This window comes from Methylobacterium bullatum, from assembly GCF_014845095.1.
GTDB classification, from domain to species: Bacteria; Pseudomonadota; Alphaproteobacteria; order Rhizobiales; family Beijerinckiaceae; genus Methylobacterium; species Methylobacterium bullatum.
This window is the reverse complement of the sequence record NZ_NKUG01000033.1, coordinates 1-22,135: the sequence shown is the minus strand read 5'-3', so window position 1 is coordinate 22,135 and position 22,135 is coordinate 1. Positions and strand designations below refer to the sequence as shown.

At 69.0% G+C, this 22,135-nt stretch carries 19 protein-coding genes and 1 pseudogene; 13 read left to right on the top strand and 7 right to left on the bottom strand.

What is annotated here, in order from left to right:
• The first annotated feature begins 71 nt into the window (after window positions 1–71).
• The 5 genes from MBTS_RS04335 to MBTS_RS04315 all read left to right on the top strand — a co-directional run bounded on the left by MBTS_RS04335 (window position 72) and on the right by MBTS_RS04315 (window position 6,112).
• Window positions 72–1,385, top strand: a complete 1,314-nt coding sequence (locus MBTS_RS04335; RefSeq protein ID WP_192215163.1) for a substrate-binding protein — start codon at window positions 72–74, stop codon at window positions 1,383–1,385.
• A gap of 11 nt (window positions 1,386–1,396) precedes the next feature.
• Window positions 1,397–2,272, top strand: coding sequence for a branched-chain amino acid ABC transporter permease (locus MBTS_RS04330; RefSeq protein WP_018043210.1), 876 nt, complete (start codon window positions 1,397–1,399; stop codon window positions 2,270–2,272).
• Window positions 2,272–4,188 carry a branched-chain amino acid ABC transporter ATP-binding protein/permease gene (locus MBTS_RS04325; protein ID WP_192215162.1) on the top strand — a complete coding sequence of 639 codons (1,917 nt, stop codon included), beginning with the start codon at window positions 2,272–2,274 and terminating at the stop codon, window positions 4,186–4,188. The genes MBTS_RS04330 and MBTS_RS04325 overlap by 1 nt, the downstream gene beginning before the upstream one ends.
• Window positions 4,175–4,879 (top strand): ABC transporter ATP-binding protein, encoded by a 705-nt coding sequence (locus MBTS_RS04320; protein ID WP_018043208.1) that lies wholly within the window; start codon window positions 4,175–4,177, stop codon window positions 4,877–4,879. Before MBTS_RS04325 ends, MBTS_RS04320 begins: the two co-directional genes overlap by 14 nt.
• A 231-nt stretch (window positions 4,880–5,110) precedes the next feature.
• Window positions 5,111–6,112, top strand: a complete 1,002-nt coding sequence (locus tag MBTS_RS04315) for a polysaccharide pyruvyl transferase family protein (RefSeq protein ID WP_192215161.1) — start codon at window positions 5,111–5,113, stop codon at window positions 6,110–6,112.
• 272 nt (window positions 6,113–6,384) lie between these two features.
• On the opposite strand, the gene MBTS_RS04310 is transcribed toward MBTS_RS04315, so the two are convergent.
• Together MBTS_RS04310 and MBTS_RS04305 are read right to left on the bottom strand one after the other, a co-directional pair.
• Complete coding sequence (locus tag MBTS_RS04310; RefSeq protein ID WP_147831513.1) at window positions 6,385–7,044, bottom strand: 3-oxoacid CoA-transferase subunit B; 660 nt, start codon at window positions 7,042–7,044, stop codon at window positions 6,385–6,387.
• Between the two features lie 20 nt (window positions 7,045–7,064).
• A complete protein-coding gene (locus tag MBTS_RS04305) occupies window positions 7,065–7,793 on the bottom strand; it encodes a CoA transferase subunit A (protein ID WP_056163190.1) in 729 nt (242 codons plus the stop codon).
• A gap of 442 nt (window positions 7,794–8,235) precedes the next feature.
• Between MBTS_RS04305 and MBTS_RS04300 the strand changes: the two genes are divergently transcribed.
• Window positions 8,236–10,167 (top strand): AsmA family protein, encoded by a 1,932-nt coding sequence (locus tag MBTS_RS04300; protein ID WP_192215160.1) that lies wholly within the window; start codon window positions 8,236–8,238, stop codon window positions 10,165–10,167.
• On the opposite strand, the gene MBTS_RS04295 is transcribed toward MBTS_RS04300, so the two are convergent.
• The 4 genes from MBTS_RS04295 to MBTS_RS04280 are packed head-to-tail and all read right to left on the bottom strand — an operon-like array spanning window position 10,155 to window position 13,598.
• Window positions 10,155–10,940 carry an ABC transporter permease gene (locus MBTS_RS04295; RefSeq protein WP_192215159.1) on the bottom strand — a complete coding sequence of 262 codons (786 nt, stop codon included), beginning with the start codon at window positions 10,938–10,940 and terminating at the stop codon, window positions 10,155–10,157. The two genes, MBTS_RS04300 and MBTS_RS04295, sit on opposite strands and share 13 nt — an antisense overlap.
• Window positions 10,937–11,824 (bottom strand): ABC transporter permease, encoded by an 888-nt coding sequence (locus MBTS_RS04290; RefSeq protein WP_056149010.1) that lies wholly within the window; start codon window positions 11,822–11,824, stop codon window positions 10,937–10,939. The genes MBTS_RS04295 and MBTS_RS04290 overlap by 4 nt, the downstream gene beginning before the upstream one ends.
• Complete coding sequence (locus MBTS_RS04285; RefSeq protein WP_056149012.1) at window positions 11,824–12,909, bottom strand: ABC transporter ATP-binding protein; 1,086 nt, start codon at window positions 12,907–12,909, stop codon at window positions 11,824–11,826. The genes MBTS_RS04290 and MBTS_RS04285 overlap by 1 nt, the downstream gene beginning before the upstream one ends.
• Window positions 12,906–13,598: a Crp/Fnr family transcriptional regulator gene (locus MBTS_RS04280; protein WP_018043200.1), complete on the bottom strand. Its 693-nt coding sequence runs from the start codon at window positions 13,596–13,598 to the stop codon at window positions 12,906–12,908. The genes MBTS_RS04285 and MBTS_RS04280 overlap by 4 nt, the downstream gene beginning before the upstream one ends.
• 409 nt (window positions 13,599–14,007) lie before the next feature.
• On the opposite strand from MBTS_RS04280, the gene MBTS_RS04275 reads away from it, so the two are divergent.
• Window positions 14,008–14,886 carry a UDP-3-O-acyl-N-acetylglucosamine deacetylase gene (locus tag MBTS_RS04275; RefSeq protein ID WP_192215158.1) on the top strand — a complete coding sequence of 293 codons (879 nt, stop codon included), beginning with the start codon at window positions 14,008–14,010 and terminating at the stop codon, window positions 14,884–14,886.
• Between the two features lie 21 nt (window positions 14,887–14,907).
• On the opposite strand, the gene MBTS_RS04270 is transcribed toward MBTS_RS04275, so the two are convergent.
• Complete coding sequence (locus tag MBTS_RS04270) at window positions 14,908–15,843, bottom strand: AEC family transporter (RefSeq protein ID WP_192215168.1); 936 nt, start codon at window positions 15,841–15,843, stop codon at window positions 14,908–14,910.
• 106 nt (window positions 15,844–15,949) lie between these two features.
• Between MBTS_RS04270 and MBTS_RS04265 the strand changes: the two genes are divergently transcribed.
• The 6 genes and pseudogenes from MBTS_RS04265 to MBTS_RS04240 all read left to right on the top strand — a co-directional run.
• Complete coding sequence (locus MBTS_RS04265; RefSeq protein ID WP_192215157.1) at window positions 15,950–17,824, top strand: ABC-F family ATP-binding cassette domain-containing protein; 1,875 nt, start codon at window positions 15,950–15,952, stop codon at window positions 17,822–17,824.
• A gap of 71 nt (window positions 17,825–17,895) precedes the next feature.
• Window positions 17,896–18,912, top strand: coding sequence for an alpha/beta fold hydrolase (locus tag MBTS_RS04260; protein WP_192215156.1), 1,017 nt, complete (start codon window positions 17,896–17,898; stop codon window positions 18,910–18,912).
• A gap of 73 nt (window positions 18,913–18,985) precedes the next feature.
• Window positions 18,986–19,420, top strand: a complete 435-nt coding sequence (locus tag MBTS_RS04255) for a GlcG/HbpS family heme-binding protein (protein ID WP_147832888.1) — start codon at window positions 18,986–18,988, stop codon at window positions 19,418–19,420.
• A gap of 8 nt (window positions 19,421–19,428) precedes the next feature.
• A complete protein-coding gene (locus MBTS_RS04250) occupies window positions 19,429–21,027 on the top strand; it encodes a peptide ABC transporter substrate-binding protein (RefSeq protein WP_192215155.1) in 1,599 nt (532 codons plus the stop codon).
• A gap of 13 nt (window positions 21,028–21,040) precedes the next feature.
• Window positions 21,041–21,964, top strand: a complete 924-nt coding sequence (locus MBTS_RS04245) for an ABC transporter permease (protein ID WP_192215154.1) — start codon at window positions 21,041–21,043, stop codon at window positions 21,962–21,964.
• Window positions 21,961–22,135 (top strand): annotated as a pseudogene (locus MBTS_RS04240) (ABC transporter permease); the annotation flags it as partial. The gene MBTS_RS04245 and the pseudogene MBTS_RS04240, both read left to right, overlap by 4 nt.

The following is a 22,135-nucleotide window of genomic DNA, read 5'->3' as shown; positions in this document are numbered from 1 at the left end:
CGCTCCTCTTCCTTGCGTCCGATCCTTCGCCCCCGTTCCTTCGCGTCAACGACCCAGAATGGAGATGTGCCATGACCATCGACCGTCGCAAGCTCATCCTCGGAGGTGCCGCCGGACTGATGCTGCCGGATCTTCGCGCAGCCTTCGCCCAGAGTCCGGCACAGATCGGAACGTTCCCGGGCGGCGTCGGCGCGGATTCGGTCTTCATCGGCCTCAACATGCCGCTCACCGGGGTCTTTTCCGGCGATGGAAGCGACCTGAAGCTCGGCTATGAACTCGCCATCGCGCAGATCAACGCGGGCGGCGAGATCCCCGCCGCCTGGGGGCTCAAGGGCAAGGGCGTCCTCGGCCGCCAGATCCGCCACAAGATCGCCGATACGGAGGGCAAGCCCAACGTGGCGGTCCAGGCCGCGACGCAGTTCATCCAGCGCGACAAGGCCATCATGTTCCAGGGCTCCGTCAGCAGTGCGGAGGCCATCGCCCTCGAGGAGCTCGCGAGCCGCGACAAGGTCCTCTACATGGTCGGCATCGCCGGCTCGAACGACGTCACCGGCAAGAACTGCCAGCGCTACGGCTTCCGCTCGCAGCAGAACGCCTACATGGCCGCCAAGGCCCTCGCTCCCGTCGTCGCCAAGGCGCTCGGCACGAAGCTCAAGGCCGCCTTCCTCGTCCCCGACTACACCTACGGCCAGACGGTCTACGAGTCCTTCTCCAAGTTCTCGAAGGAGCAGGGCTGGACGCAGGTCCTGAAGGAGACGGTCCCCCTGGGGACGGCCGATTACAGCTCGGCGCTCCTCAACATCGCCAACAGCGGCGCCGACGTCTTCGTCAACATCTGCTTCGGCTCGGATGCCGTGGCCTCCACCAAGCAGGCCGAGCAGTTCGGCGTCCTGTCGAGCATGAAGCTCGTGGTGCCGAACCTGTCCTCGTTCCAGGACAAGGAGGTCGGCCCGGAACTGATGCAGGGCGTCTACGGCTCCTGCGACTTCTGGTGGACGCTGCAGGATCGCTTCCCCCTCGCCAAGACGTTCGTGGAGGCCTTCCTCGCCCGGAACGCCTATCGCCCGCGCTGGGGCGCCCACATCGCCTACATGCAGACCTATCTCTGGGCGCTCTCGGTGGAGAGGGCGGGCGGTTTCAACCCCGTCGACATCATCAAGGTGATGGAAGGCTCGAAGGCGCAGCCCTACGAGACCACGATCGGCCGCGTCTATTTCCGCGCCGAGGACCACCAGATGGTCCGCCCGATCCCGATCCTGCGCGGCAAGGCGCCCTCGGCCATGAAGGGGCCGGAGGATTTCTACGAGGTCGTGGACCTCGTGGACGGCGAGACCGTGATGAACCCGCCCGATCTCTTCGGGTGCAAGCTCGGCCCCTACAGCTGAGGCGCGCCGTCATGCCGAGCACCGCCGTCCTCCTCTCGCAGGCCTTCAACGGCCTCGCCCTCGGCAGCCTCCTGGCTCTCGTCTCCAGCGGGCTCACCATCATCCTCGGGACGCTCGGCGTCCTGAACTTCGCCCATGGCGCGCTGTTCGCTGTCGGCGCCTACACGGCCTTCGTGATGATGCAGGCCACGCACTCCTTCGTGCTCGCCATGCTCGGCGGCTGCGCCATCATGCTCATCATCGGCTTCACGATGGAGCGGCTCGTCATCCGCCACTTCTATGCCCGGCCGGACGAGGACCAGATCCTCGTCACCTACGGGATCGGCATCGTCCTGGTCGAGGGATTGCGGGCCGGGTTCGGCGGCAACAGCCAGCGGGTTCCGGTGCCGTCCTGGGGCACCGGCGCGACGAAGCTCGGGTTCATGGTCTACCCGACCTATCGCCTGCAGCTCATCGGCATCGTCGCGGCGCTCCTCGTGGGCCTCTACCTCGTGCTCTACCGGACCTCGGTCGGCCTCGTGGTGCGGGCCGGCATCGAGAATGCCGGCATGGTCGGCATCCTCGGCATCGACGTGCGGCGGACCTTCCTGCTCGTCTTCGCGGTGGGCATCGTCGCCGTCGGGCTCGCCGGCATGCTCTACGCCCCCGTGGTGGCGGTGACGCCCGACATGGGCGCGAGCTTCATGGTGCAGTCCTTCGTGGTCATCGTGCTCGGCGGCCTCGGATCCTTTCCCGGCGCCATCGTCGGCGGCCTCATCGCGGGCGAGATCATCAGCCTCACCAGCGCCTTCGATTCCGCCTACTCGGAAGTCATGCTCTACGGCCTGATGGCCCTCGTCCTCGTGGCGCGGCCGCAGGGCCTGTTCGGCACGGAGGGACGCGTCTGATGACACGCGGCCCCCTCCGGGCGCTGTTGCCCGAGCTCGCCCTCTTCTTCGTTCTCCTCGCCGCCCCCATCCTCCTGCCTCCGCTCGGCTTCTCCCACGACCTGCTGTCGCGGGCGCTGAACTGGGCCTTGTTCGGCCTCGGCTTCGACATCCTCTTCGGGCTCGCCGGCCTGCTCTCCTTCGGGCAGGCGGCCTTCTACGGTGCCGGCGGCTTCGTCGCCGCCTACCTGCTGGTCTCGGGGACGATTCAGAGCGTCTGGCTCGCCTTCCTCATCGGCACGCTGGCCGCCGGCCTGTTCGGCATCGCCGTCGGCTGGCTCGCCGTGCGGCGGATCGGCATCTACTTCGCCATGATCACCCTGGCCTTCGGCCAGATGGCCTATTTCATCCAGAACTCGTCGCTGTCGGACTACACGGGCGGCGAGAACGGTATCGCCGGGGTGCCCGTACCGGTGATCGGTTTCGGTGATGGCGCCTTCCGGATCACGGCTGGCCTGCCGATGTATGCGCTCCTGGCCGCGACCTTCTTCTTCGGCTTCGTGCTGGCCCGGCGCATCGTGCGGTCGCCGGTGGGCCTGATCCTGAAGGCCATCAAGGAGAACACGCCCCGCGTGGCCATGCTCGGCCACGACGTTCCCGCCTACAAGCTCGCGGCCTTCACCATCGCGGCGCTCTATGCGGGCCTGGCCGGAGCGATGCTCGGCTCCTTCCAGAGCTACATGCCGCCGGACGCCTTCGCGCTCGAGACGTCCGGCCAGCTCGTGGTGCAGACGATCGTCGGCGGGGTCGGCACCCTCGTCGGCCCCCTGGTGGGGGCGGCGCTCTGGCTCTGGCTGCGGGACAACCTTCAACTCGTCCCCGGCCTGGGCCCTCTCTGGAAGCTCATTCTCGGGATCGCCTTCATCGGTCTCGTGATGGGCCTGCGCCGCGGCATCTGCGGCGAGATCCTGCACCGCTGGGAGCGACGCCGCGACGCGGCGCTCCTGCGCGCCGCCGAGGCCCGCACCGAGGTCATCGAGGCGGCGACCGGCGCGGTCACTCCCGAAGTCCCGGCCGAGGTCGCGCTCCCCATGCCCCGGCCGGCCATCGACGGCCGCGCGTCGCACGCGGAGATCGCCCTGGAGGCTCAGGATCTCGCCCGCCATTACGGAGGCCTGAAGGCCGTGGACGGGGTCAGCTTCCGGGTCCGGCGAGGATCGATCCATGCGGTGATCGGCCCGAACGGAGCCGGCAAGAGCACCCTGTTCAAGATGCTCTCCGACGAGGTGAGCCCGAGCGCCGGCTCGGTCCTGCTGTTCGGTGAGCGGCTCACGGGGGCGGGGGGGGCCCGTGCCGCTCAGCTCGGCGTCGCCAAGAGCAACCAGCTCAACCAGCTCTTCCTCAACCTCACGGTGCGGGAGAACCTGCGGGTGGCCGCCCTCGCCCGGGCGCGGGGCAGGTTCCGCCTCGATCTCCTCGCCCCCTCGGTCGGTCGGGCGGAGGTGGAGGATCAGGTGGAGACCATGCTGGCCATCCTCGATCTCGGCCCGCGGGCGGAAACCCGCGCGAGCATCCTGGCCTACGGCGAGAAGCGCCGCCTCGAAATCGGGATGGCGCTGGCGACGAGCCCCAACGTCCTCCTCCTCGACGAACCGCTCGCCGGGATGAGTCCCTCCGAACGGGTCGCGACCTGCGCACTGATCCGGCGGATCGGACGGTCCTGCACGATCCTCATCGTCGAACACGATCTCGATGCCGTCTTCGACCTCGCCGAGCAGGTCACCGTCCTCAGCGACGGGCACCTCCTCGCGGATGGACCGGCCGAGGACGTGCGCCGCGATCCCGCCGTGCGGAAAGCCTATCTCGGCACGGGGCCGGAGGAGGACGGGACCGGCGAGTCCACCCGCATCCGGGGAGCCATGAATGAGCCTGCTTGAGGTCGAGAGCATCAACACGCTCTACGGGGATTCGCACGTCCTATTCGACGTGTCGCTCCGGGTCGAGGAAAACGAAGTCGTGGCGCTGCTCGGCCGCAACGGCGCGGGCAAGACGACGACGCTCCGGACTCTGATGGGCGCCCTGTCTCCGCGCAGCGGGACGATCCGCCTCGACGGCAAGCCGATCCACGGCCTGCGGCCCGAGAAGATCGCGCGTGTCGGGATGCAGCTCGTCCCGGAGGAGCGCGCCGTCTTCGGCACTCTCACGGTGGAGGAGAACCTGCGCGTCGCCCGCCTGACCGCACAGAAGCCATGGTCCCTCGACCGGATCTGGGAGGTTTTTCCGCGATTGAAGGAGCGCCGCACGTCGCGGGGGCGCACCCTGTCGGGTGGCGAGCAGCAGATGCTCTCGATCGCCCGGGCGCTCATCCGCGATCCCCGGATCATCCTCCTCGACGAGCCGTTCGAGGGCCTGGCCCCCCTCATCGTCCAGGACCTGATCGCCTTGACCCGACGCCTCGCGCAGGAGGGCCGGACGATCGTCGTGGTGGAGCAGAACGTGGCGGCGGTGCTGAGCTTCGCCCAGCGGGTCTACGGTTTCAACAATGGCCACGTCGTCTACGAGGGGCAGGCCGCCGATCTCCGCGCCGACGCCGCGCCGATGCGGGCCTTCATGGGGCTTGCCGGGTAGAGCGCCCGTCACGGATGGCGGCCTACGCGTCGGACGATGCCGCATCCGTCACACGACACGAGGCTGCATGCGAGGAGAGCACACCGAAACGCCTCGACAGGGGCTTTGCGCCCTGAGATAAGCCTCCGGCGATCGCTGGATGACGAGGCGTTTTAAGTCTTTGTCGCCGCGTGGCATTTTTCCGAGAAGCGGCTCCGGATCCCGAGCCGGCTCTGTAGGGAGAGGCGAACATTGGCGAATGATGAAGAGACTATTGCCGAGAAGACGTTCCTGACCTTCCTCCGGAATGGAGAGCGGGACGCCTTCCTCCAACTGGAAGCCGAGTTGCTGGGCCAGTCCGTCGAAAAATGGGGAGCCCTGGTCGCGGCGTATCGCTCCCTGCTCACCCTCGACGACATCGCGGCGGAGGCCGGGCTCGACGAGCGGTTTCGTCCGAAGATCTGGTGGATGCGCAGTCCGTTCCCGGGGAATTTCGGCGATATCCTGACACCCTACGTGCTCTGGCATGCCTTCGGCGTCATGCCCCGCTGGTACAATTCGAAGCATGCAGACGGGCTCTGCATCGGCAGTATCGCCAAGTTCGCCCGGCCCGGCATGTATCTGTGGGGGACCGGCATGCCCCGCAGCACCGACGACATCTGCCCGACCGCGATCTATTCGGCGGTTCGCGGGCCGCTCTCGCGCGACGCCGTTCTGGCCGCCGGTGGTCAATGCCCCGAAATCTACGGCGATGCCGCCATCCTGCTGCCCGAGCTCTACGCTCCTGCGGTGGAGAAGACCCACAAGGTCGGCATCATCGCGCACGTCCTGCAGGAAGCGCGGATCCGCGAGGCCGTCGAGGCGGTGGGCGCCGACCACGTCAAGGTCATCTCGCTCCTCTCGGTGTCGTTCGAGGACATCGAGCGGGTGATCCGCGAGATCCTCTCCTGCGACGAGATCGTCACCACCTCGCTGCACGGCCTCATCGTGGCGCATGCCTATGGTGTCCCCGCTCAATCGGCGCGGCTGTCGGAGGGCAAGAAGGAGGCGAAGGATTCTTTCAAGATGCGGGACTACAAGCAATCGGTGGGGCTCTCCGACGAAGCCCTCGAACTTCCCCGGACGTTCAGCGACCTTGCCTGGCTCGACCACCGCGCCTGCGTGCTGCCGCCCTCCCCCCTCGACACGAAGCCTCTGCGGGCGGCCTTCCCGTTCCCAGTCCGATTTCAGGAACCGCCGGCCGCGAGGACCTGAGCAGGTTCGCATTGGCAAGCCAATGCTTGACCTCGCTCAGGCCTTTGGAGTGTCGCAGGTTTCGGCACGCAAAACCGGTGACCACCTTTGCTCAACCTGCTGAGGGGCCCACGCGGAAAGATCGGTCCTGCCAGGCAAAAGGCTCCCCATGCGGTTGCATCGGGAGCCTTTTCATTTTCGGGCCGCGGCGACTCGGGGCGCCTCGGACAAGACCCGGCCACCACCGGCTATCGTTCGAGGTGCGGCGGCGCGGCGGGAGTTTTGGAGAGCACTCAGTTCAGCGCCACGGTGTAGGCGCCCTGGGTCTTGGAGCGGATCTCCTCCTCGGTGACGCCATCGGCGAGCTCGACCAGGACCATGCCGCCATCGCCCTTCTTGTCGATGGTGAAGACGCCGAGATCGGTGATCACCATGTCGACGACGGCGGTGCCGGTCAGCGGCAGGTCGCAGGCGGTGAGGAGCTTCGGGCTTTCCGACCCGTCCTTCCCCTTGGCGGTGTGCTCCATCACCACCACCACCTTCTTCACGCCGGCCACGAGATCCATGGCGCCGCCCATGCCCTTCACCATCTTGCCTGGGATCATCCAGTTGGCGAGGTCGCCGTTCTCCGCCACCTGCATGGCACCGAGGATCGACAGGTTGATGTGCCCGCCCCGGACCATGCCGAAGGAATCGGAGGACGAGAAATAGCTCGTGGTCGCCAATTCGGTGATCGTCTGCTTGCCGGCATTGATGAGGTCGGGGTCTTCCTCACCCTCGTAAGGGAAAGGCCCCATGCCGAGCATGCCGTTCTCGGATTGCAGCTGCACCGACATGCCCTCGGGAATGTAGTTCGAGACCAGGGTCGGAATGCCGATGCCGAGGTTCACGTAGTAGCCGTCGCGCAGCTCCTTGGCGGCGCGCGCCGCCATCTGTTCGCGGGTCCAGGCCATGGTGGTGTCTCCCTAGGATGTCAGACGGCGGCGGAAGAGGCGGCGGCCTCGCCACGCTTGCGCGTGGTGCGCTGCTCGATCCTCTTCTCGCGGATCGCCACGTGGATGATGCGCTTGACGAAGATGCCCGGCGTATGGATCGCGTCGCCGTCGATCTCGCCCGGCTGGACCAGGTGTTCCACCTGAGCGACCGTCACCTTGGCGGCGGTGGCCATCATCGGATTGAAGTTGCGGGCGGTCTTCCGGTAGACGAGGTTGCCTTCGGTATCGCCCTTCCAGGCATGGACGATGGCGAGATCGGCGAAGAGACCGCGCTCCATCACGTAATCCTCGCCGTCGAACTCGCGCACTTCCTTGCCCTCGGCGATGAGGGTTCCGACGCCGGTCTTGGTGAAGAAGGCCGGGATGCCCGCCCCGCCGGCGCGGATGCGCTCGGCCAGGGTGCCCTGGGGGTTGAACTCGATGGCGAGTTCGCCGCCGAGATACTGGCGGGCGAATTCCTTGTTCTCGCCGACATAGGACGAGATCATCTTGGCGATCTGGCGGGTCTGCAGCAGCTTGCCGAGGCCGACATTGTCGATGCCGGCATTGTTGGAGATGACGGTGAGATCCTTGACCCCTGACGCCTGGATCGCGTCGATCAGCTCGTCGGGAATGCCGCACAGGCCGAAGCCGCCGGCCATGATCGTCATGCCGTCCTTGAGCAAGCCGGCGACCGCCTGCGTGGCGTCGGAATATACCTTCTTCATCTCAAGCCTTCCTCCCGAAATCCGGTTCCTGGCGCCGTTTCGGGCTGCCCTGCGAAACGCGAGCCAATCCCGCCTCCCCGGCCCGGCTCGCGCGGGGCTCGGATCGACAAGGGAGGGCCGCGTCCGTCTGTCCTGTCTCTGCGCCAGGACATGCTCTGCGCCAGGACATGGCGTTTCGGCAAGATCCTGCGGGAGAACATCGTGGTGGAAAGAATAAGGGTCACGAGACCTGTAGCAGGTTGAGCCGTCGGGGAAGGACGGCTCCAAGGACGAGAGCCCGTTTCCGAATGCTCCACTGCGGAGAAATGATGCATGGCAGACAAACCCCGTCCGGCTCGCTATGGAATGAAACGGGGGGCAGGTTTTCGAAGATCGACCGCAGCGGCTGGGCGAGGCCGTGCGCGGGACCGCGCGTCGCGGTTTTGCTCCGATAGGGAGAGATATGCCGCTCCGTCGCCTCCTGCCGGCCGTCTGTATCGGCAGCCTCGTCCTCGCCCTGATCGCTGCCTGCCTGCCCTGGTCCGTCGCCTCCGCGCGCCTCACGCGGGGCGTCGGCAAATCGCTGGCGACCGGTTACGGAATCGCGATGACGGCCGGGGGGCGGGCAGGCATCGCCCTGCTGCCCATTCCACGGCTGGATTTCGAGGGAGTCCGTCTCAGTGCCGGGACGGTCGACGGGCCGCTTCTCGCCGAGGGCGGAACGCTCACCCTCAAGCTCGGGATCCGCGCCCTCCTCGCCGGCCGTATCGAGATCGATACCCTCTCCCTCGAGCGCACCACGATCACCCTCCCCGTCGATGACGGGGACCGGCGTTGGGTCGAGCCGTTCCGCCGGCTCAAGGCGCGCCTGACCGAGGGCGGCGCGTCGCGTCCCCGTCGCATCAGCCTCACGGATGCGATCCTGGTGGGGCGCGATCCGCGCGACGGCAGTGCCCAGACCGCCAGCGACGTCGATCTGGTCCTCGCCTGGCCGTTCTGGAGTTCGCAGACCAACGTCGCGGGAAGCTTCGTCTGGAACGAGACTCCCACCCGGTTCTCGCTCTCCGGGGTTCGTCTGGACGAGCTGTTCTCGGGCCGTGAATCCCCGTTCTCCGCCAGCGCGACCTGGCCCGCAGGCCAGATGACGGCGGAGGGAAGCGGCAGCCTCGCCGACGGGGTATCGCTTCGCGGCCAGGGCAGCCTGCAGACCCGTTCCCTGCGCGAGACTTTGGCCTGGGCGGGGACGGACATCGCCCTGTCGCCGTTGCTCGATACCTTCGCCATAGACGGTACGTTCGAGAGTTCGGGCCGCAACCTGCTCCTACCGACCATGCGTCTACGGCTCGGTGACAACAGCCTGGAAGGTGCCGGCTCGATCAGCTTCGGCCAGGGCCGCCCGGCCCTGCAGGCGACCCTGGCGGCGGAGAACCTGAACCTCGCCCCCGTTCTGGCCACCCTGGTCCGGGTCTTCGGCTCGGACGACACGCTGAACGCCAACGGCTGGAGCCGGCAGAGCCTGGCCCTGCGGCCCTTCACCGGCGGCGACCTCGATCTGCGTCTCTCGGCGGGCAGTGCCCGCCTCGGCCCGGTGGTGATGGAGGATCTCGCATCCAGCCTGCTGGTGCGCGACGGCAGCGTCGAGGGCTCTCTCGTCCGCGCGATGGTGAGGGGCGGCCTCGTCAAGGGACGGTTCGGCCTCACCACCTCCGCCACCGATCGCGGCGAGACCGAACTGCGTGCGCAGGGGGCTTTCGACCAGCTCGATCTCGGCGCCTTCCTCGTCGATGTCGGGCAGGAGGGCTGGATCCTGGGCAATGCCCAGGGGCACTTCACCCTTGAGGGATCGGGCCGTACCGCCGCCGGGCTGATCGCTCACCTCAATGGACGTTCGTCCTTGGCCATGGAGAACGGCACCCTCGCCGGCCTCGACCTCGCCGACGTGATCCATCGCAACGGCGTCGCCGCCGATGGCGCCCTGGTCCGCCGGAACGGCCGTACGCCCTTCGAACGCGCGGGGGTGGTGCTGCGCTTCGTCGACGGGATCGGCGAGATCACGGATGGAATGCTGAAGACCACGTCGCTGTCCGCATCGCTGCGCGGAACCCTGTCGCTGCCGGAGCGGACCCTCGCCGCCAGGGCGGAGCTGACACCGCGTGTATCCACCGACACCGTCCTGCGGCCGGTCTCACCCAAGAACCTGTCTTCGGCCCCGGCGCAGGGGCCGCTCTTCGACATCGACGGTCCCTGGGACGCCGTCGCCGTTCGCGTCATCCCGCGGGAGGGCGGTTCCGACCTCGACTCCCGGGGCGGCTCGATCCTGGCTCCCGATGCGATGCAGGGGGCGCGGACGGGGGCGCTCGACCTGCCGACGCGGGTGCGCGCCTACGTGCCCTGAGCGCTGGCGGAGGGGCGGCCGGTGAGGAAGGACGCCGTCAGCACGACGAGGGTGACGCCGCCGACCAGAAGTGTAGAGGCGGCGTTGATCTCCGGGTTCACGCCGAGGCGGACCTGGCTGTAGAGCCGCATCGGCAATGTCGTCGCCCCCGGCCCCGAGACGAAGCTCGCGATGACGAGGTCGTCGAGGGAAAGGGTGAAGGCGAGGAGGAACGCCGCCGCCAGGGACGGTGCGATCAGCGGCAGGGTGACGGTGGCGAAGACGCGGATGGGTCCTGCTCCCAGATCCGCCGCCGCCTCCTCCAGGGAGCGGTCGAGCCCCTTCAACCGGGCGCCCACCACCACGGCGACGAAACCGAGGCCGAGGGTGGCGTGGGCGACGACCAGGGTCACGAGGCCACGGTCGAGGCCGAGCCCGACGAAGAGCAGCAGCAGCGACAGGCCGGTGATCACCTCCGGCATCACCATCGGCGCGTAGACGAGGCCGGTGAAGGCACCCCGTCCGCTAAAGCGGCCGCTGCGGTCGAGAGCCAGCGCCGCCAGGGTGCCGAGGACGGTCGCCACCAGGGCGGCGAGCGACGCCACTTTCAGGGAAACGAGGGCGGCGGCGATGAGCGGGCCGTCGTTCACGAGCACTCCGTACCAGCGTGTGGAGAACCCGCCCCAGACCGTCACGAGGGACGAGGCGTTGAACGAGAAGACGACGAGGACGGCGATCGGCGCGTAGAGGAAGGCGAGCCCGAGCCCGAGGCTGATCCGGTTGAGCCGGCTCATCGGCCGACCTCCCCGCGCCCGCGTTCGGCATCCCGGAACAGCACGATCGGTCCGACGATGAGGACGAGGAGCAGCACCGCCACCGCCGAGGCGAGCGGCCAGTCCCGGTTGGAGAAGAACTCGCTCCACAGGACGCGGCCGAGCATCAGCGTGTCCGAGCCGCCGAGGAGATCGGGGATGATGAACTCGCCCACCATCGGAATGAAGCAGAGGAGCGCGCCCGCGACGATGCCGGGCCGGGCCAGCGGCAGCGTGACGGTCCAGAACGCCCGCGCCGGCGAGGCCCCGAGATCGGCGGCGGCCTCCGTCAGGGTCGGGTCGAGGCGGGAGAGCACCGCGTAGAGCGGCAGCACCATGAAGGGCAGGTAGGCATAGGTCAGCCCGATCATCACCGCCGCCGGAGTGTTCAGGATGTCCAGGGGGCGGGCGATGAGACCGGTCCAGACGAGGCCGGCATTGAGCAGGCCCTCGGGCTTCAGGATCGCGATCCAGGCATAGATGCGGATGAGGAAGCTCGTCCAGAACGGCACGATCACCAGGGCGACGAGGAGCGGCTGGAGCCTGGCCGGCGAGCGGGCCAGGGCATGGGCGACGGGCGTGCCGAGGATCACCAGGATCGCCGTCGCCGTGGCCGCATAGACCAGGGAGGACAGGGCCGCGTCGCGATACAGGCTGTCCCCGGCCAGGGTCTCGAAATTGGCGAAGTCCAGGGCTTCGAGGAACGCGCCCCATCCATCGATCCCGGCGCTCCAGTCGAGCACCGGCAGGTAGGGCGGCTGCGCCGTCGCCGGCGAGGACAGGCTGATCTTGAGGGTGATGAGGCAGGGCAGCAGCACGAAGGCGGCGAGCCACAGATACGGCGCAACCGGGAGGAGCCGCTTCATCACGCCGCCATGACCGTCGCGGCGTCGGGGGTGAAGGACAGGCGGACCGGGACGCCGCCGTCGATCCCGGCTCCGGCCGGCAGGGTCGCGCGGATGGTGCTGCCGTCCACCATGCGGATCTGGAGACGGATGCGGTCGCCGAGATAGGTCGAGGCCTCGACGTGCCCGTCGAGGGCGTTGCGATCCCCGGTGGCCATCGGATCGACGGGTGAAGCCCCGATGCGCTCGGGGCGCAGGGCGACCAGCGCGGGGGCGCCGGCGGCCGGGGCGCCCTCCCCGAGGGCGAGGACCGGACCGAGGGCGGTCTCGACCCGCACCAGCGCCCCGTCGGTTTCCCCGACCGTCCCCGGAATGAGGTTCACGTCGCCCAGCAGCCCGGCGACGAAGCGATTGACCGGCCGTTCGTAGAGCGTCTCGGGCCGGCCGATCTGGACGAGACGGCCCTTGTCCATCACGCCGATCCGGTCCGCGAGCGCCATGGCCTCGGAAGGGTCGTGGGTGACGATGACGAAGGCGGTGCCGAGGCGGCGCTGGATCGCGCGCAACTCCCCCTGGGTCTCCTCGCGGAGCCCCCGGTCGAGGGCGCCGAGGGGCTCGTCGAGGAGGAGCACCTTCGGTTCGCGCGCCAGGGCGCGTGCGAGGGCGACGCGCTGGCGCTGGCCTCCGGACAGGGTCTCGGGTGCCCGGTTCCCGAATTCGTCCATCCGCACCAGGCGCAGCAACGCGTCCACGCGGGCGGAAGCGGCTGAACGGCCGAGGCCTTTCAGCCCGTAGGCGATGTTGCGCGCGACGCTGAGATGGGGAAACAGCGCATAGGACTGGAACATCATGTTCACCGGCCGCCTGTGCGGGGCGAGGCCGGTGAGATCGGTGCCGTCGAGGCGGATCGCCCCGCCCGTGGGCGTCTCGAACCCGGCGATCAGGCGAAGCAGGGTGCTCTTGCCGCAGCCGGAGGGGCCGAGCAGGCACAGGATTTCGCCCGACGGCATGTCGAGCGAGAGATCCGCCACCGCATCATGGGTGCCGAACGTCTTCGTCAGCCGTTGGAGGGTGAGGAACGGGACCACGGCGTTCCGCGCCGTCAATTGTCCTCGCGCAAGGCTTCGGCCACCCGCGCCTCCAGCAGGTCGGGCCGGCGGATGACGAGGGCGCCACGGGTCCGGTCGATCAGGCCATCGGCCGCCATCACGGTGAACTCGCGGGTCACCTGCTCGCGCCGGCAGCCGATGCGGGCGGCCAGCACGTGGTGATAGGGCGGCGGCGTCACCACCCGTTCGCCGTCGCCGCCGGCGCGCGGCACGGACAGGCGCAGCAACTCGGCATAGAGGCGGTGGCGCAGGTCGAGGAGCGCGTGTTCCATCAGCCGCGTGTTGAGTTCGCGCACGCGCTTGGCGAGCAGGCGGAACAGACGGTCGGCGATAGCCTCGGAGGCGAAGATCATCTGCCGGAAGATCGGGGCCGGGACGACACAGACCTCACCGCGGGTCAGGGCGGTGACGTTGGCCGAGCGGCCGATTCCGTCGAGGGCCGCGAGCTCGCCGAAGAACGCGCCGCCCCGCATCTCGCCGAGGATCACTTCCTTGCCCGATTGCGAGCGGTTGAGGATGCGGACCTCGCCGGAGGCGAGGAAATAGACGTCGGTGGAGATGTCGTCGTAATCGACGAGGACTTCGTTCTCGTCGAACCGGCGCCAATGGCAACGGGTCTCGTAGGTCGACAGCTCGATTCCCGGCTCCTTGAAGAAGGGGATTGTCGCCAGCCGTCCTGCGGTCACGGGTATCGTCTCCTAAAGCGGGTGATCGTTAAGCTGCCGGTCCCGTGGGTCAACCCATTCCGGCGGCCCATCCCTACCAAAAAGTCGGTCCGCCGGATTTAGGGGTCCGCTGCGGCTTCGCGATCGTGCGGAGGAAAGCGCCCTCTCCTCGCGCGTAGTTTACCTGCCTTTGCGATCGAGCGGGGTTACGATAGGCGCACGCCGGAAATGAACACCCTGTCTCATGACAATCCCGGTTGATCGCTCCGGGAGCCGAGACGTGCTGGTAAGGTCAGCGTCATCGAGAGACGTCGCGGGCGCGACCCGTCAGCCGGGGCCACCCAGGATCGAGGCGGACGTCCCCTCGCCGTGGTGGACGCGAGACGTCGCGGCCAATTCCCCCGCCCCATCGATCCAGGCCGCGCACGACGTGGCGCCGGCGAGTGCGCGCCAACGGCAGGCGACCCTGTCCGCGAGCGTCCGTCTGACGGGCTACGGCCTTCATACCGGGCGCCGCGTCACGGTCACCGTCGCGCCCGCCGGCGACGACCACGGCATCGTGTTCCGACGCGATCTCGGCCGTGGCCGCACGGTGGATGTGCCGGCCCTGTGGACTTTTCGCGAGACGCAACCGCTCTGCACCGCCCTTCGCTCGCCCCACGGACCCCTGGTCCGGACCGTGGAGCATCTTCTGGCCGCGCTCTACGCCCATCGCATCGACAACGCGCTGGTCTCCCTCGACGCGGAGGAACTGCCGATCTTCGACGGGGGCGCCCTGCCCTGGTGCGAGGGTTTGCGCGCGAGCGGCCGGACCGAGAGCGACGCGCAGCTGCGCAGCATCCGGGTGCTGCGGCCGGTCGAGGTCCGACAGGACCACCGGACGTTGAGGATCGCCCCGGCGGATGCGCTTCACCTCTCCGGTCGTCTCGAACTCTCGCGTTTCGACCCCATGCACTGGTCCGGCACGATCACCCCGGAGGTGTTTACCGAGCAGCTGGCTCCCTCGCGCAGTTTCGGGCGGGCCAAATGGGCGATTCCGGCCAAGATCTACGGGATGCTCCTGCGCAAGCCGCTGCTGCGGGGGGCGAACCTCTCTTCGACCGCCTGTATCGTCGGCGGACAGATCATCGGCGGGATGACGGTGCCCGACGAGCCGGTGCGCCATCGCATGCTGGATCTGATCGGCGATCTGGCGCTGGCGGGATACCCGATCCTCGGCCGGATCGAGGCCGCGCATACGGGGCACGAGCTGAACCACGCCCTGGTCGCGGCCCTGATGAACGATCCCGCCGCCTGGGAGCTGACCTGACCAGGGGGCCGCGGGGGCGTCTCAGCCGAGTCCGGCCAAGGCCAGCACGATCGCCAGGACAAGGGGGAGCGCCACCCCGGCGATCACGGTCTGGGTCGCCGTGATCCCTGCCATCAGCGGCGCGTCCCCGCCGAGCTGGCGCGATAGGATGTAGGACGACGAGGCGGTCGGCAGGGTCTGGAACAGCAGGGCCGTCACCGCGGCCGGACCCTTGAGCCCCAAGGCGAGGCAGGCCAGGATCGTGGCGGTCGGCATCAGCCCGAACTTGATCAGGGACGCCACGGCGACCGGCCTGATCCAGCTTCGCGCCGATCCGAAATCGAGGGCGGCCCCGACGCAGAGCAGGCCCAGCGGCAGCGACGCCTGGCCCAAGGCTCGCAGCATCGGCTCGAGTCCCGGCGGCAGGCCGAGCCCCGAGGCCTGGAGCGCGATGCCGCCCAGGCTCCCGAGGACCAGCGGATTGAGAGCGATCTGCCGCGCGAGGCCGAGGGCCGAGGGTCGGCCCCCCGTGCCGAAACGGGCGAAGACCAGAACGCAGAGGACGTTGACCGTCGGCACGATCGCGGCGTTCGCCACCGCCGCCAGCGCGACGCCCTGGGCGCCGTAGAGACCCGCCGCCGCCGAGACCCCCACATAGTTGTTGAACCGGATCCCACCCTGGAACACCGAGGTGAAGGCCGGTCCGCCGAAGCCGAGGCGTGGCCGGGCCGCCAGTGTGAGGCCCGCCACCGCCAGGGTCGAGAAAACCAGGACCAGGGCGAGCGCACCCACCGGGACGTCGGCGAGGCGTGCGGTGGCGAGGCTGTCCAGGAGAAGGCTCGGCAGCAGCACGTAATAGGCGAGGCGTTCGGCCTGCGGCCAGAAGCCCTCGGCGAGGAAGCCGAGGCGGCGCAGGGCCGCGCCGAGACCTATGAGGAGTGCGATCGGAACGAGGGCGGCGAGAAGCGTCACGGTCATGGCGGCCGGATTACAGCGCTCCGCCCCCGCCGGATACGGCACCCTGCTGCCCTCGCCTCGTGACGCTCCCCTTGCAACCCTTGCCGCGCGCCGCCAGAAGCCTTCCATGCTTCGCGTCAACGACCTCACCTACCGCATCGGCGAACGCCTGATCCTCGACGGCGCCACTTTCGTCATTCCGGACCGGGCCCGCGTCGGGCTCGTGGGCCGCAACGGCGCGGGCAAGACGACGTTGTTCAAGGCGATCCTCGGCGAGTTGCCCACCGAGGGCGGCACCGTCTCGATGCCAAAGGGCATGCGCATCGGCGCCGTGGCGCAGGAGGCCCCGGCCGGCCCTGAAACTCTGCATGCCGTGGTGCTCGCCGCCGATACCGAGCGGGCGCGCCTGATGGCCGAGGCGGAGCATGCCGACGGCCTGCGCCGGGCCGAGATCGAGACGCGCCTCGTCGATATCGAAGCGCATTCGGCGCCTGCCCGCGCCGCCGCCATCCTGCACGGCCTCGGATTCGACGCGGAGGCGCAGGGGCGGCCCTGTTCCGACTTCTCGGGTGGATGGCGCATGCGCGTGGCGCTGGCCGCCGTGCTGTTCTCGGAGCCCGACCTGCTCCTCCTCGACGAGCCCACCAACTACCTCGACATCGAGGGCACGATCTGGCTCTACGACTATCTCGAGCGCTATCCGCGCACCGCCGTCATCATTTCCCATGACCGCGACCTGCTCGACGAATGCGTCGATCACATCCTGCATCTCGACCGCGGCAAGCTCAGTATCTATCGGGGTGGCTACACCTCCTTCGCCCGGCAGGTGGCCGAGAAGCGCGTGCTGCAGTCCAAGGCCAAGGCCAAGCAGGATGCGGAGCGTGCGCATCTCCAGAGCTTCGTCGACCGGTTCAAGGCGAAGGCCACGAAGGCGCGCCAGGCCCAGTCCCGCGTCAAGCGCCTCGCCAAGATGGAGATCATCGCCTCGGTGATCGAGGACGACGTACCGGCCTTCCGCCTGCCGAGCCCCGAACGTCCGCTCTCCCCGCCCATCGTCGCTATGGAGCGGGTACAGGCGGGCTACCCGGACCGCATCGTCCTGTCTGGCCTGAATCTCAGTCTCGCCCCCGACGACCGGGTCGCGCTGCTCGGCGCCAACGGCAACGGCAAGTCGACCTTCTGCAAGCTCATCGGCGGGCGCCTGCCCCCCTTGAGCGGCGAGATGCGGCGCTCGGGCAAGATGGAGGTGGCCTATTTCGCCCAGCACCAGCTCGACGAATTGCGCCCGGCCGACAGCGCCTACGCCCATGTCCGCGACCTGATGCCGGACGTGCCGGAATCGAAGGCCCGCGCCGCCGCCGCCCGGCTCGGCTTCTCGGGCACCAAATCCGAGACGCCGGTCTCGCAGCTCTCGGGCGGTGAGAAAGCGCGCCTGCTGATGGGGCTGGCGGCCTTCAAGGGGCCGCATCTCCTGATCCTCGACGAGCCCACCAACCATCTCGACATCGAGAGCCGGCAGGCCCTGGTGGAAGCGATCAACGACTACGAGGGCGCGGTCATTCTGGTGAGCCACGACCGCTTCCTGGTGGAGGCCTGCGCCGACCGGCTCTGGCTCGTGGCGAACGGCAGCGTGAAGGCCTTCGACGGGGACATGGACGATTACCGCCGCTTCGTCCTCGCCGGCCCCGAACGCGAGGCTCAGACGAGCGCGTCCGAGGCGACCGGCGGGGTGAAGGCGCTGGAGCGCCGCTCCAACGCCGACCGCCGCGTGGCTCTGGCCCCCCTGCGCAAGAAGCTGGAGGGCGTCGAGGCGCGGATGAAGAAGCTCACCGACGCCATGACCAAGATCGACGCGGCGCTCGCCGACGGCACCGCCTTCCAGACCAATGCCGCCAAGGCCGGAGAACTCGCAAAGATGCGCTCCGACGCCGCCGCCGCCCTGGAAGCGGCGGAGGAGGAATGGCTGGAACTCAGCGGCGAGATCGAGGGCGCGACGGCGTAGCGAGGGGAAGGCCTGGATCGACCGGGCAGCCTTCGCGTTTCTCGCAGACGATTCCCTACCCGGACGAGACGATGACCGCACCGATCCGCCGCGACAGGCCTGCATCCCGCGTGAGCCTCGCCGCCAAGCTCGCTCTCCTGCCCCTCGGCGCGGCGGGCGCCTGGATCGCATGGAGCCGGTTGGGGATCGACCACGATCAGACGTTGCATCCCGCCCTGCCGGGACGACACGAGCGCCTGGAAACCCTGGCCGGGGATATCGGCCTTTATGGCGACGCCACCGCGCCGGGCGTTCCGCTGCTGCTGATCCACTCGGTCAACGCGGCGGCGAACGCCTATGAGATCCGACCGCTCTACCGGCATTACGCGGGGAGCCGCCCGGTCTATGCCCTCGACCTGCCGGGCTTCGGTTTCTCGGAACGCAGCGACCGGGGCTACACGCCCCGCCTGATGTCCGATGCGATCCAGGCCGTCACCGCCGAGATCCGTGCGCGACACGGCGGCGGGAAGATCGATGCGGTCGCCCTGTCCCTGTCCTGCGAATACCTCGCCGCCGCCGCTCTCGAGGCGCCGGGCGATTATCGCAGTCTCGGCCTCGTCAGCCCCACCGGCTTCGATTCCCGCTTCGTCGGCCGACACCGCGAGCGGACCCGTCACGGCGGCGCCGTCGCCCGCGCCATGCTGAACGCGCCGCTCTGGGGAGAGCCGCTGTTCGATCTCCTCGTGAGCCGGCCGAGCATGCGCTTCTTCCTGGAAAAGACCTGGGGCTCGAAGGACATCGACGAGGGCCTGCTCGCCTACGATCACGCCTCGGCGCATCGTCCGGGCGCGCGGCATGCGCCGTTCTCGTTCCTGTCCGGTGCCCTGTTCCCAGACGCGCCGGGGCGGTTCTACGAGGCGCTCACCCTCCCGGTCTGGATGATCCACGGGGTGCGCGGCGATTTCGTCGATTACCGCCATGCCGACCGTGTCGCCGGCCGCCCGAACTGGACCGTCGACGTCCTGCCCACCGGGGCCTTCCCGCATTTCGAGGATCTGGCGGCGGTGACGCGGCACTACGATGCGTTCCTGGCCGACAGCGAGGGGTGAGGCCGGGGCTGGTCCGGCATCGACGGCCGGGCTACGTCCGGTATGACCCGTGACCTCATCCCCCGGTAAGCCGATGCCCGACCTGACCCTCGCCGCCGCCCAGACCATCGTCGCCACCGCCCTCGAGACGGCGCGCGGGCACAGCCTGAAGCCCCTCGCGGTGGTGGTCTACGATGCGCGCGGCGCGCTCAAGGCCATGGCCGCCGAGGACGGCACGTCCCTGCGCCGGGCGGAGGTCGCCATGGGCAAGGCCAATGGCTGCCTGGCGCTGGGCCTCGGCGGGCGCGCGATCCACAAGCGGGCCGAGGAGCAGGCCTATTTCGTGGCGGCCGTGAGCCATCTCGTCGGTCCCGCCGCGCTGGTGCCGGTGCCGGGCGGTGTCCTGATCCGCGATGGCGATGCGGTCATCGGCGCCGTCGGCATCTCGGGCGATACCTCCGACAACGACGAACTCTGCGCGCTCGCCGGGATCGAGGCGGCCGGCTTCACCGCGCAGACCGGCGCCTGAGCGCCGCCATGCGCATGGACCGGCGCGCCTGCCTTCTCGGCGGCGGCGCCCTGCTCGTGGCAGGAACCGGTCCGGCGCGTGCGGCGGCCTCGCCCGTCTACCGGCGCGGCAACGATGCCGATCCGGAAACCCTCGATCCGCACAAATCCTCCACCGTGGCGGAGGCGCATATCCTGCGCGACCTCTACGAGGGGCTGCTCACCTACGACAATCACGGCGCTCTCATTCCCGGCGCCGCGACGCACTGGGCCGTCTCCGACGACGCCCTGACCTACACGTTCCATCTGCGCGAGAACGGACGCTGGTCGAACGGCGATCCCGTGGTGGCGGCGGATTTCGTCTTCGGTCTGCGCCGGATCATGGCCCCGGAGACGGCGGCGAAATATGCCGAGGTGCTGTATCCGCTCAAGAACGCCCGCGCCGTGAACCAGGGTGAGGCCGCACCCGAGACGCTCGGCGTGACCGCGCCGGATGCCCGTACCCTCGTCGTCACCCTCGACCGGCCGACGCCCTACCTCCTCGAACTTCTCACCCACCAGACTTCGCTGCCGGTCCACCCGCCCTCGATCGCCCGGTTCGGCGATGCCTTCACCCGGCCGGGCAACCTCGTCAGCAACGGTGCCTACGCCCTCGTGGACATGGTGCCGAACGACCGCATCACCTTGCGGCGCAACCCCTATTTCCATGCGGCGGCCGGCGTCTCCATCGAGACCGTGGCCTTCCTGCCGACGCCCGACCTGTCCAGCGCGGTCCGCCGCTACGCCGCCGGCGAGATCGATTCCCTGGCCGATCTGCCGGGCGACCAGATGGCCTCCCTCAAGGGGAGGTTCGGCGATCAGGTCGTCCTCGGCCCGTCGCTCGGGCTCTATGCCCTGGCCGTCAACACCCGAAAGCCCCCCTTCGACGACGTCCGCCTGCGCCGGGCGCTGTCCCTGGTGATCGACCGGGAGTTTCTGGCCGAGAGGCTGTGGGGCGAGACCATGGCGCCGGCCTATTCCCTGTGCCCGCCGGGCCTCGACAATTACCGCGCGCCGCCGGAAATCGAAGGCCGCAGCGCCATGCCCATCGACCGCGAGGAGGAGGCGCGGTCGTTGCTCGCCGAGGCCGGGTTCGGCCCTGGCGGCAAGCCCCTCCGGGTCGAGTATCGCTTCAACAGCACCGACAACAACCGCAACACGGCAGTCGCCATCGCCGACATGTGGCGGGGCATCGGCGTCGACACGCGCCTCGTCTATACCGATGCCAAGACCCATTTCGCCCATCTGCGCGACGGCGGCGATTTCGATGTCGCCCGCATGTCCTGGGTCGCCGATTACTCCGATCCGCAGAATTTCCTGTTCCTGCTGGAGACCGGCAATGAAGGGGTCAACCCCGGCCGTTACGGCAATCCGGACTATGACGGGCTGATGCGCGAGGCGGCCGCCGAGCGGAATCTCGCCAAGCGGGCCGACCTCCTGTTCCGGGCCGAGACGATCATGCTCGACGATTTGCCATGGATCCCGGTGTTCCACACCCGGTCGAAGGCGCTGATCTCGCCCCGTCTCACCGGCTATCACCCGAATCCGCGCAACGCGTCGCCGACGCGCTTCCTGAGGCTCGAACCGTGAGGCCGGCGGCGGCATGATCGGCCTCATCCTGCGCCGCATCGCCCAGGCGGTCCCGACCCTGTTCCTCGTGGTCACCGGCAGCTTCTTCCTGATCCGCCTCGCCCCCGGAGGGCCGTTCGACCTGGAACGTCCGCTGCCGCCGGCGGCGATGCGCAACCTCGCCGCCATCTACGGCCTCGATCAGCCGTTGATCGTCCAGTTCGGGCGCTATCTCGGCGCGCTGATGCGGGGCGACCTCGGCCCGTCCTTCTCGTTCCGCGATTTGACCGTGGCCGACCTGTTCGCGCGCGGCCTGCCCGTCTCCATGACCCTGGGTGGCCTCGCCCTCGTCCTGGCGCTGGCCTGCGGGATCGGCTTAGGAAGCTGGGCCGCTCTCCGTCGCGGCGGATGGATCGACCGGACCATCGGCCTTCTTGCCGGGCTGACCCTGGCGGTGCCCAACTTCGTCGTGGCGCCGCTGCTCCAGATCGTGTTCGGGCTGACCCTGCGCTGGCTCCCCGTGGGAGGCTGGGAGGGCGGCGCGCCCTCGCATCTCATGCTTCCCGTCCTCACCCTCGCCCTGCCGCAGATCGGCGCCATCGCCCGCCTGACGCGGGTCTCGCTCAACGAGACCCTGAACGCCCAGCCGGTCCGCACCATGCGCGCCATGGGCCTGCCGCCCCACCGCATCGCCCGCCATGCCCTGCGCGGGGCGCTGCTGCCGGTGGTGTCCGTCCTCGGGCCGACCGCCGCCGCGCTGCTCACCGGCTCCGTCGTGGTGGAGACGGTCTTCGGCCTGCCCGGCATCGGCCGCGCCTTCGTCGACGGGGCGCTCAACCGTGACTACACCCTGGTGATGGGGACCGTGGTGCTGGTGGCCGTGTTCGTCACCCTCCTCAACATCGTCGCCGACATCGTCTGCGCCCTTCTCGATCCGCGCCTGAGGACGGCCCGATGAGGCGCGCATGGACCCGGTTCGCGCGCAATCGCGGCGCCCTCGCCGCCCTCCTGCTTCTCATCGCGATGACGCTCGCCTGTCTCGTCGGGCCGCGTCTCACCGGCCACGAGCCGGGGCGGATCTACCCCGACCTCGTGCGCACCGCGCCGGGCCTCGCCGCCCATCCCGAAC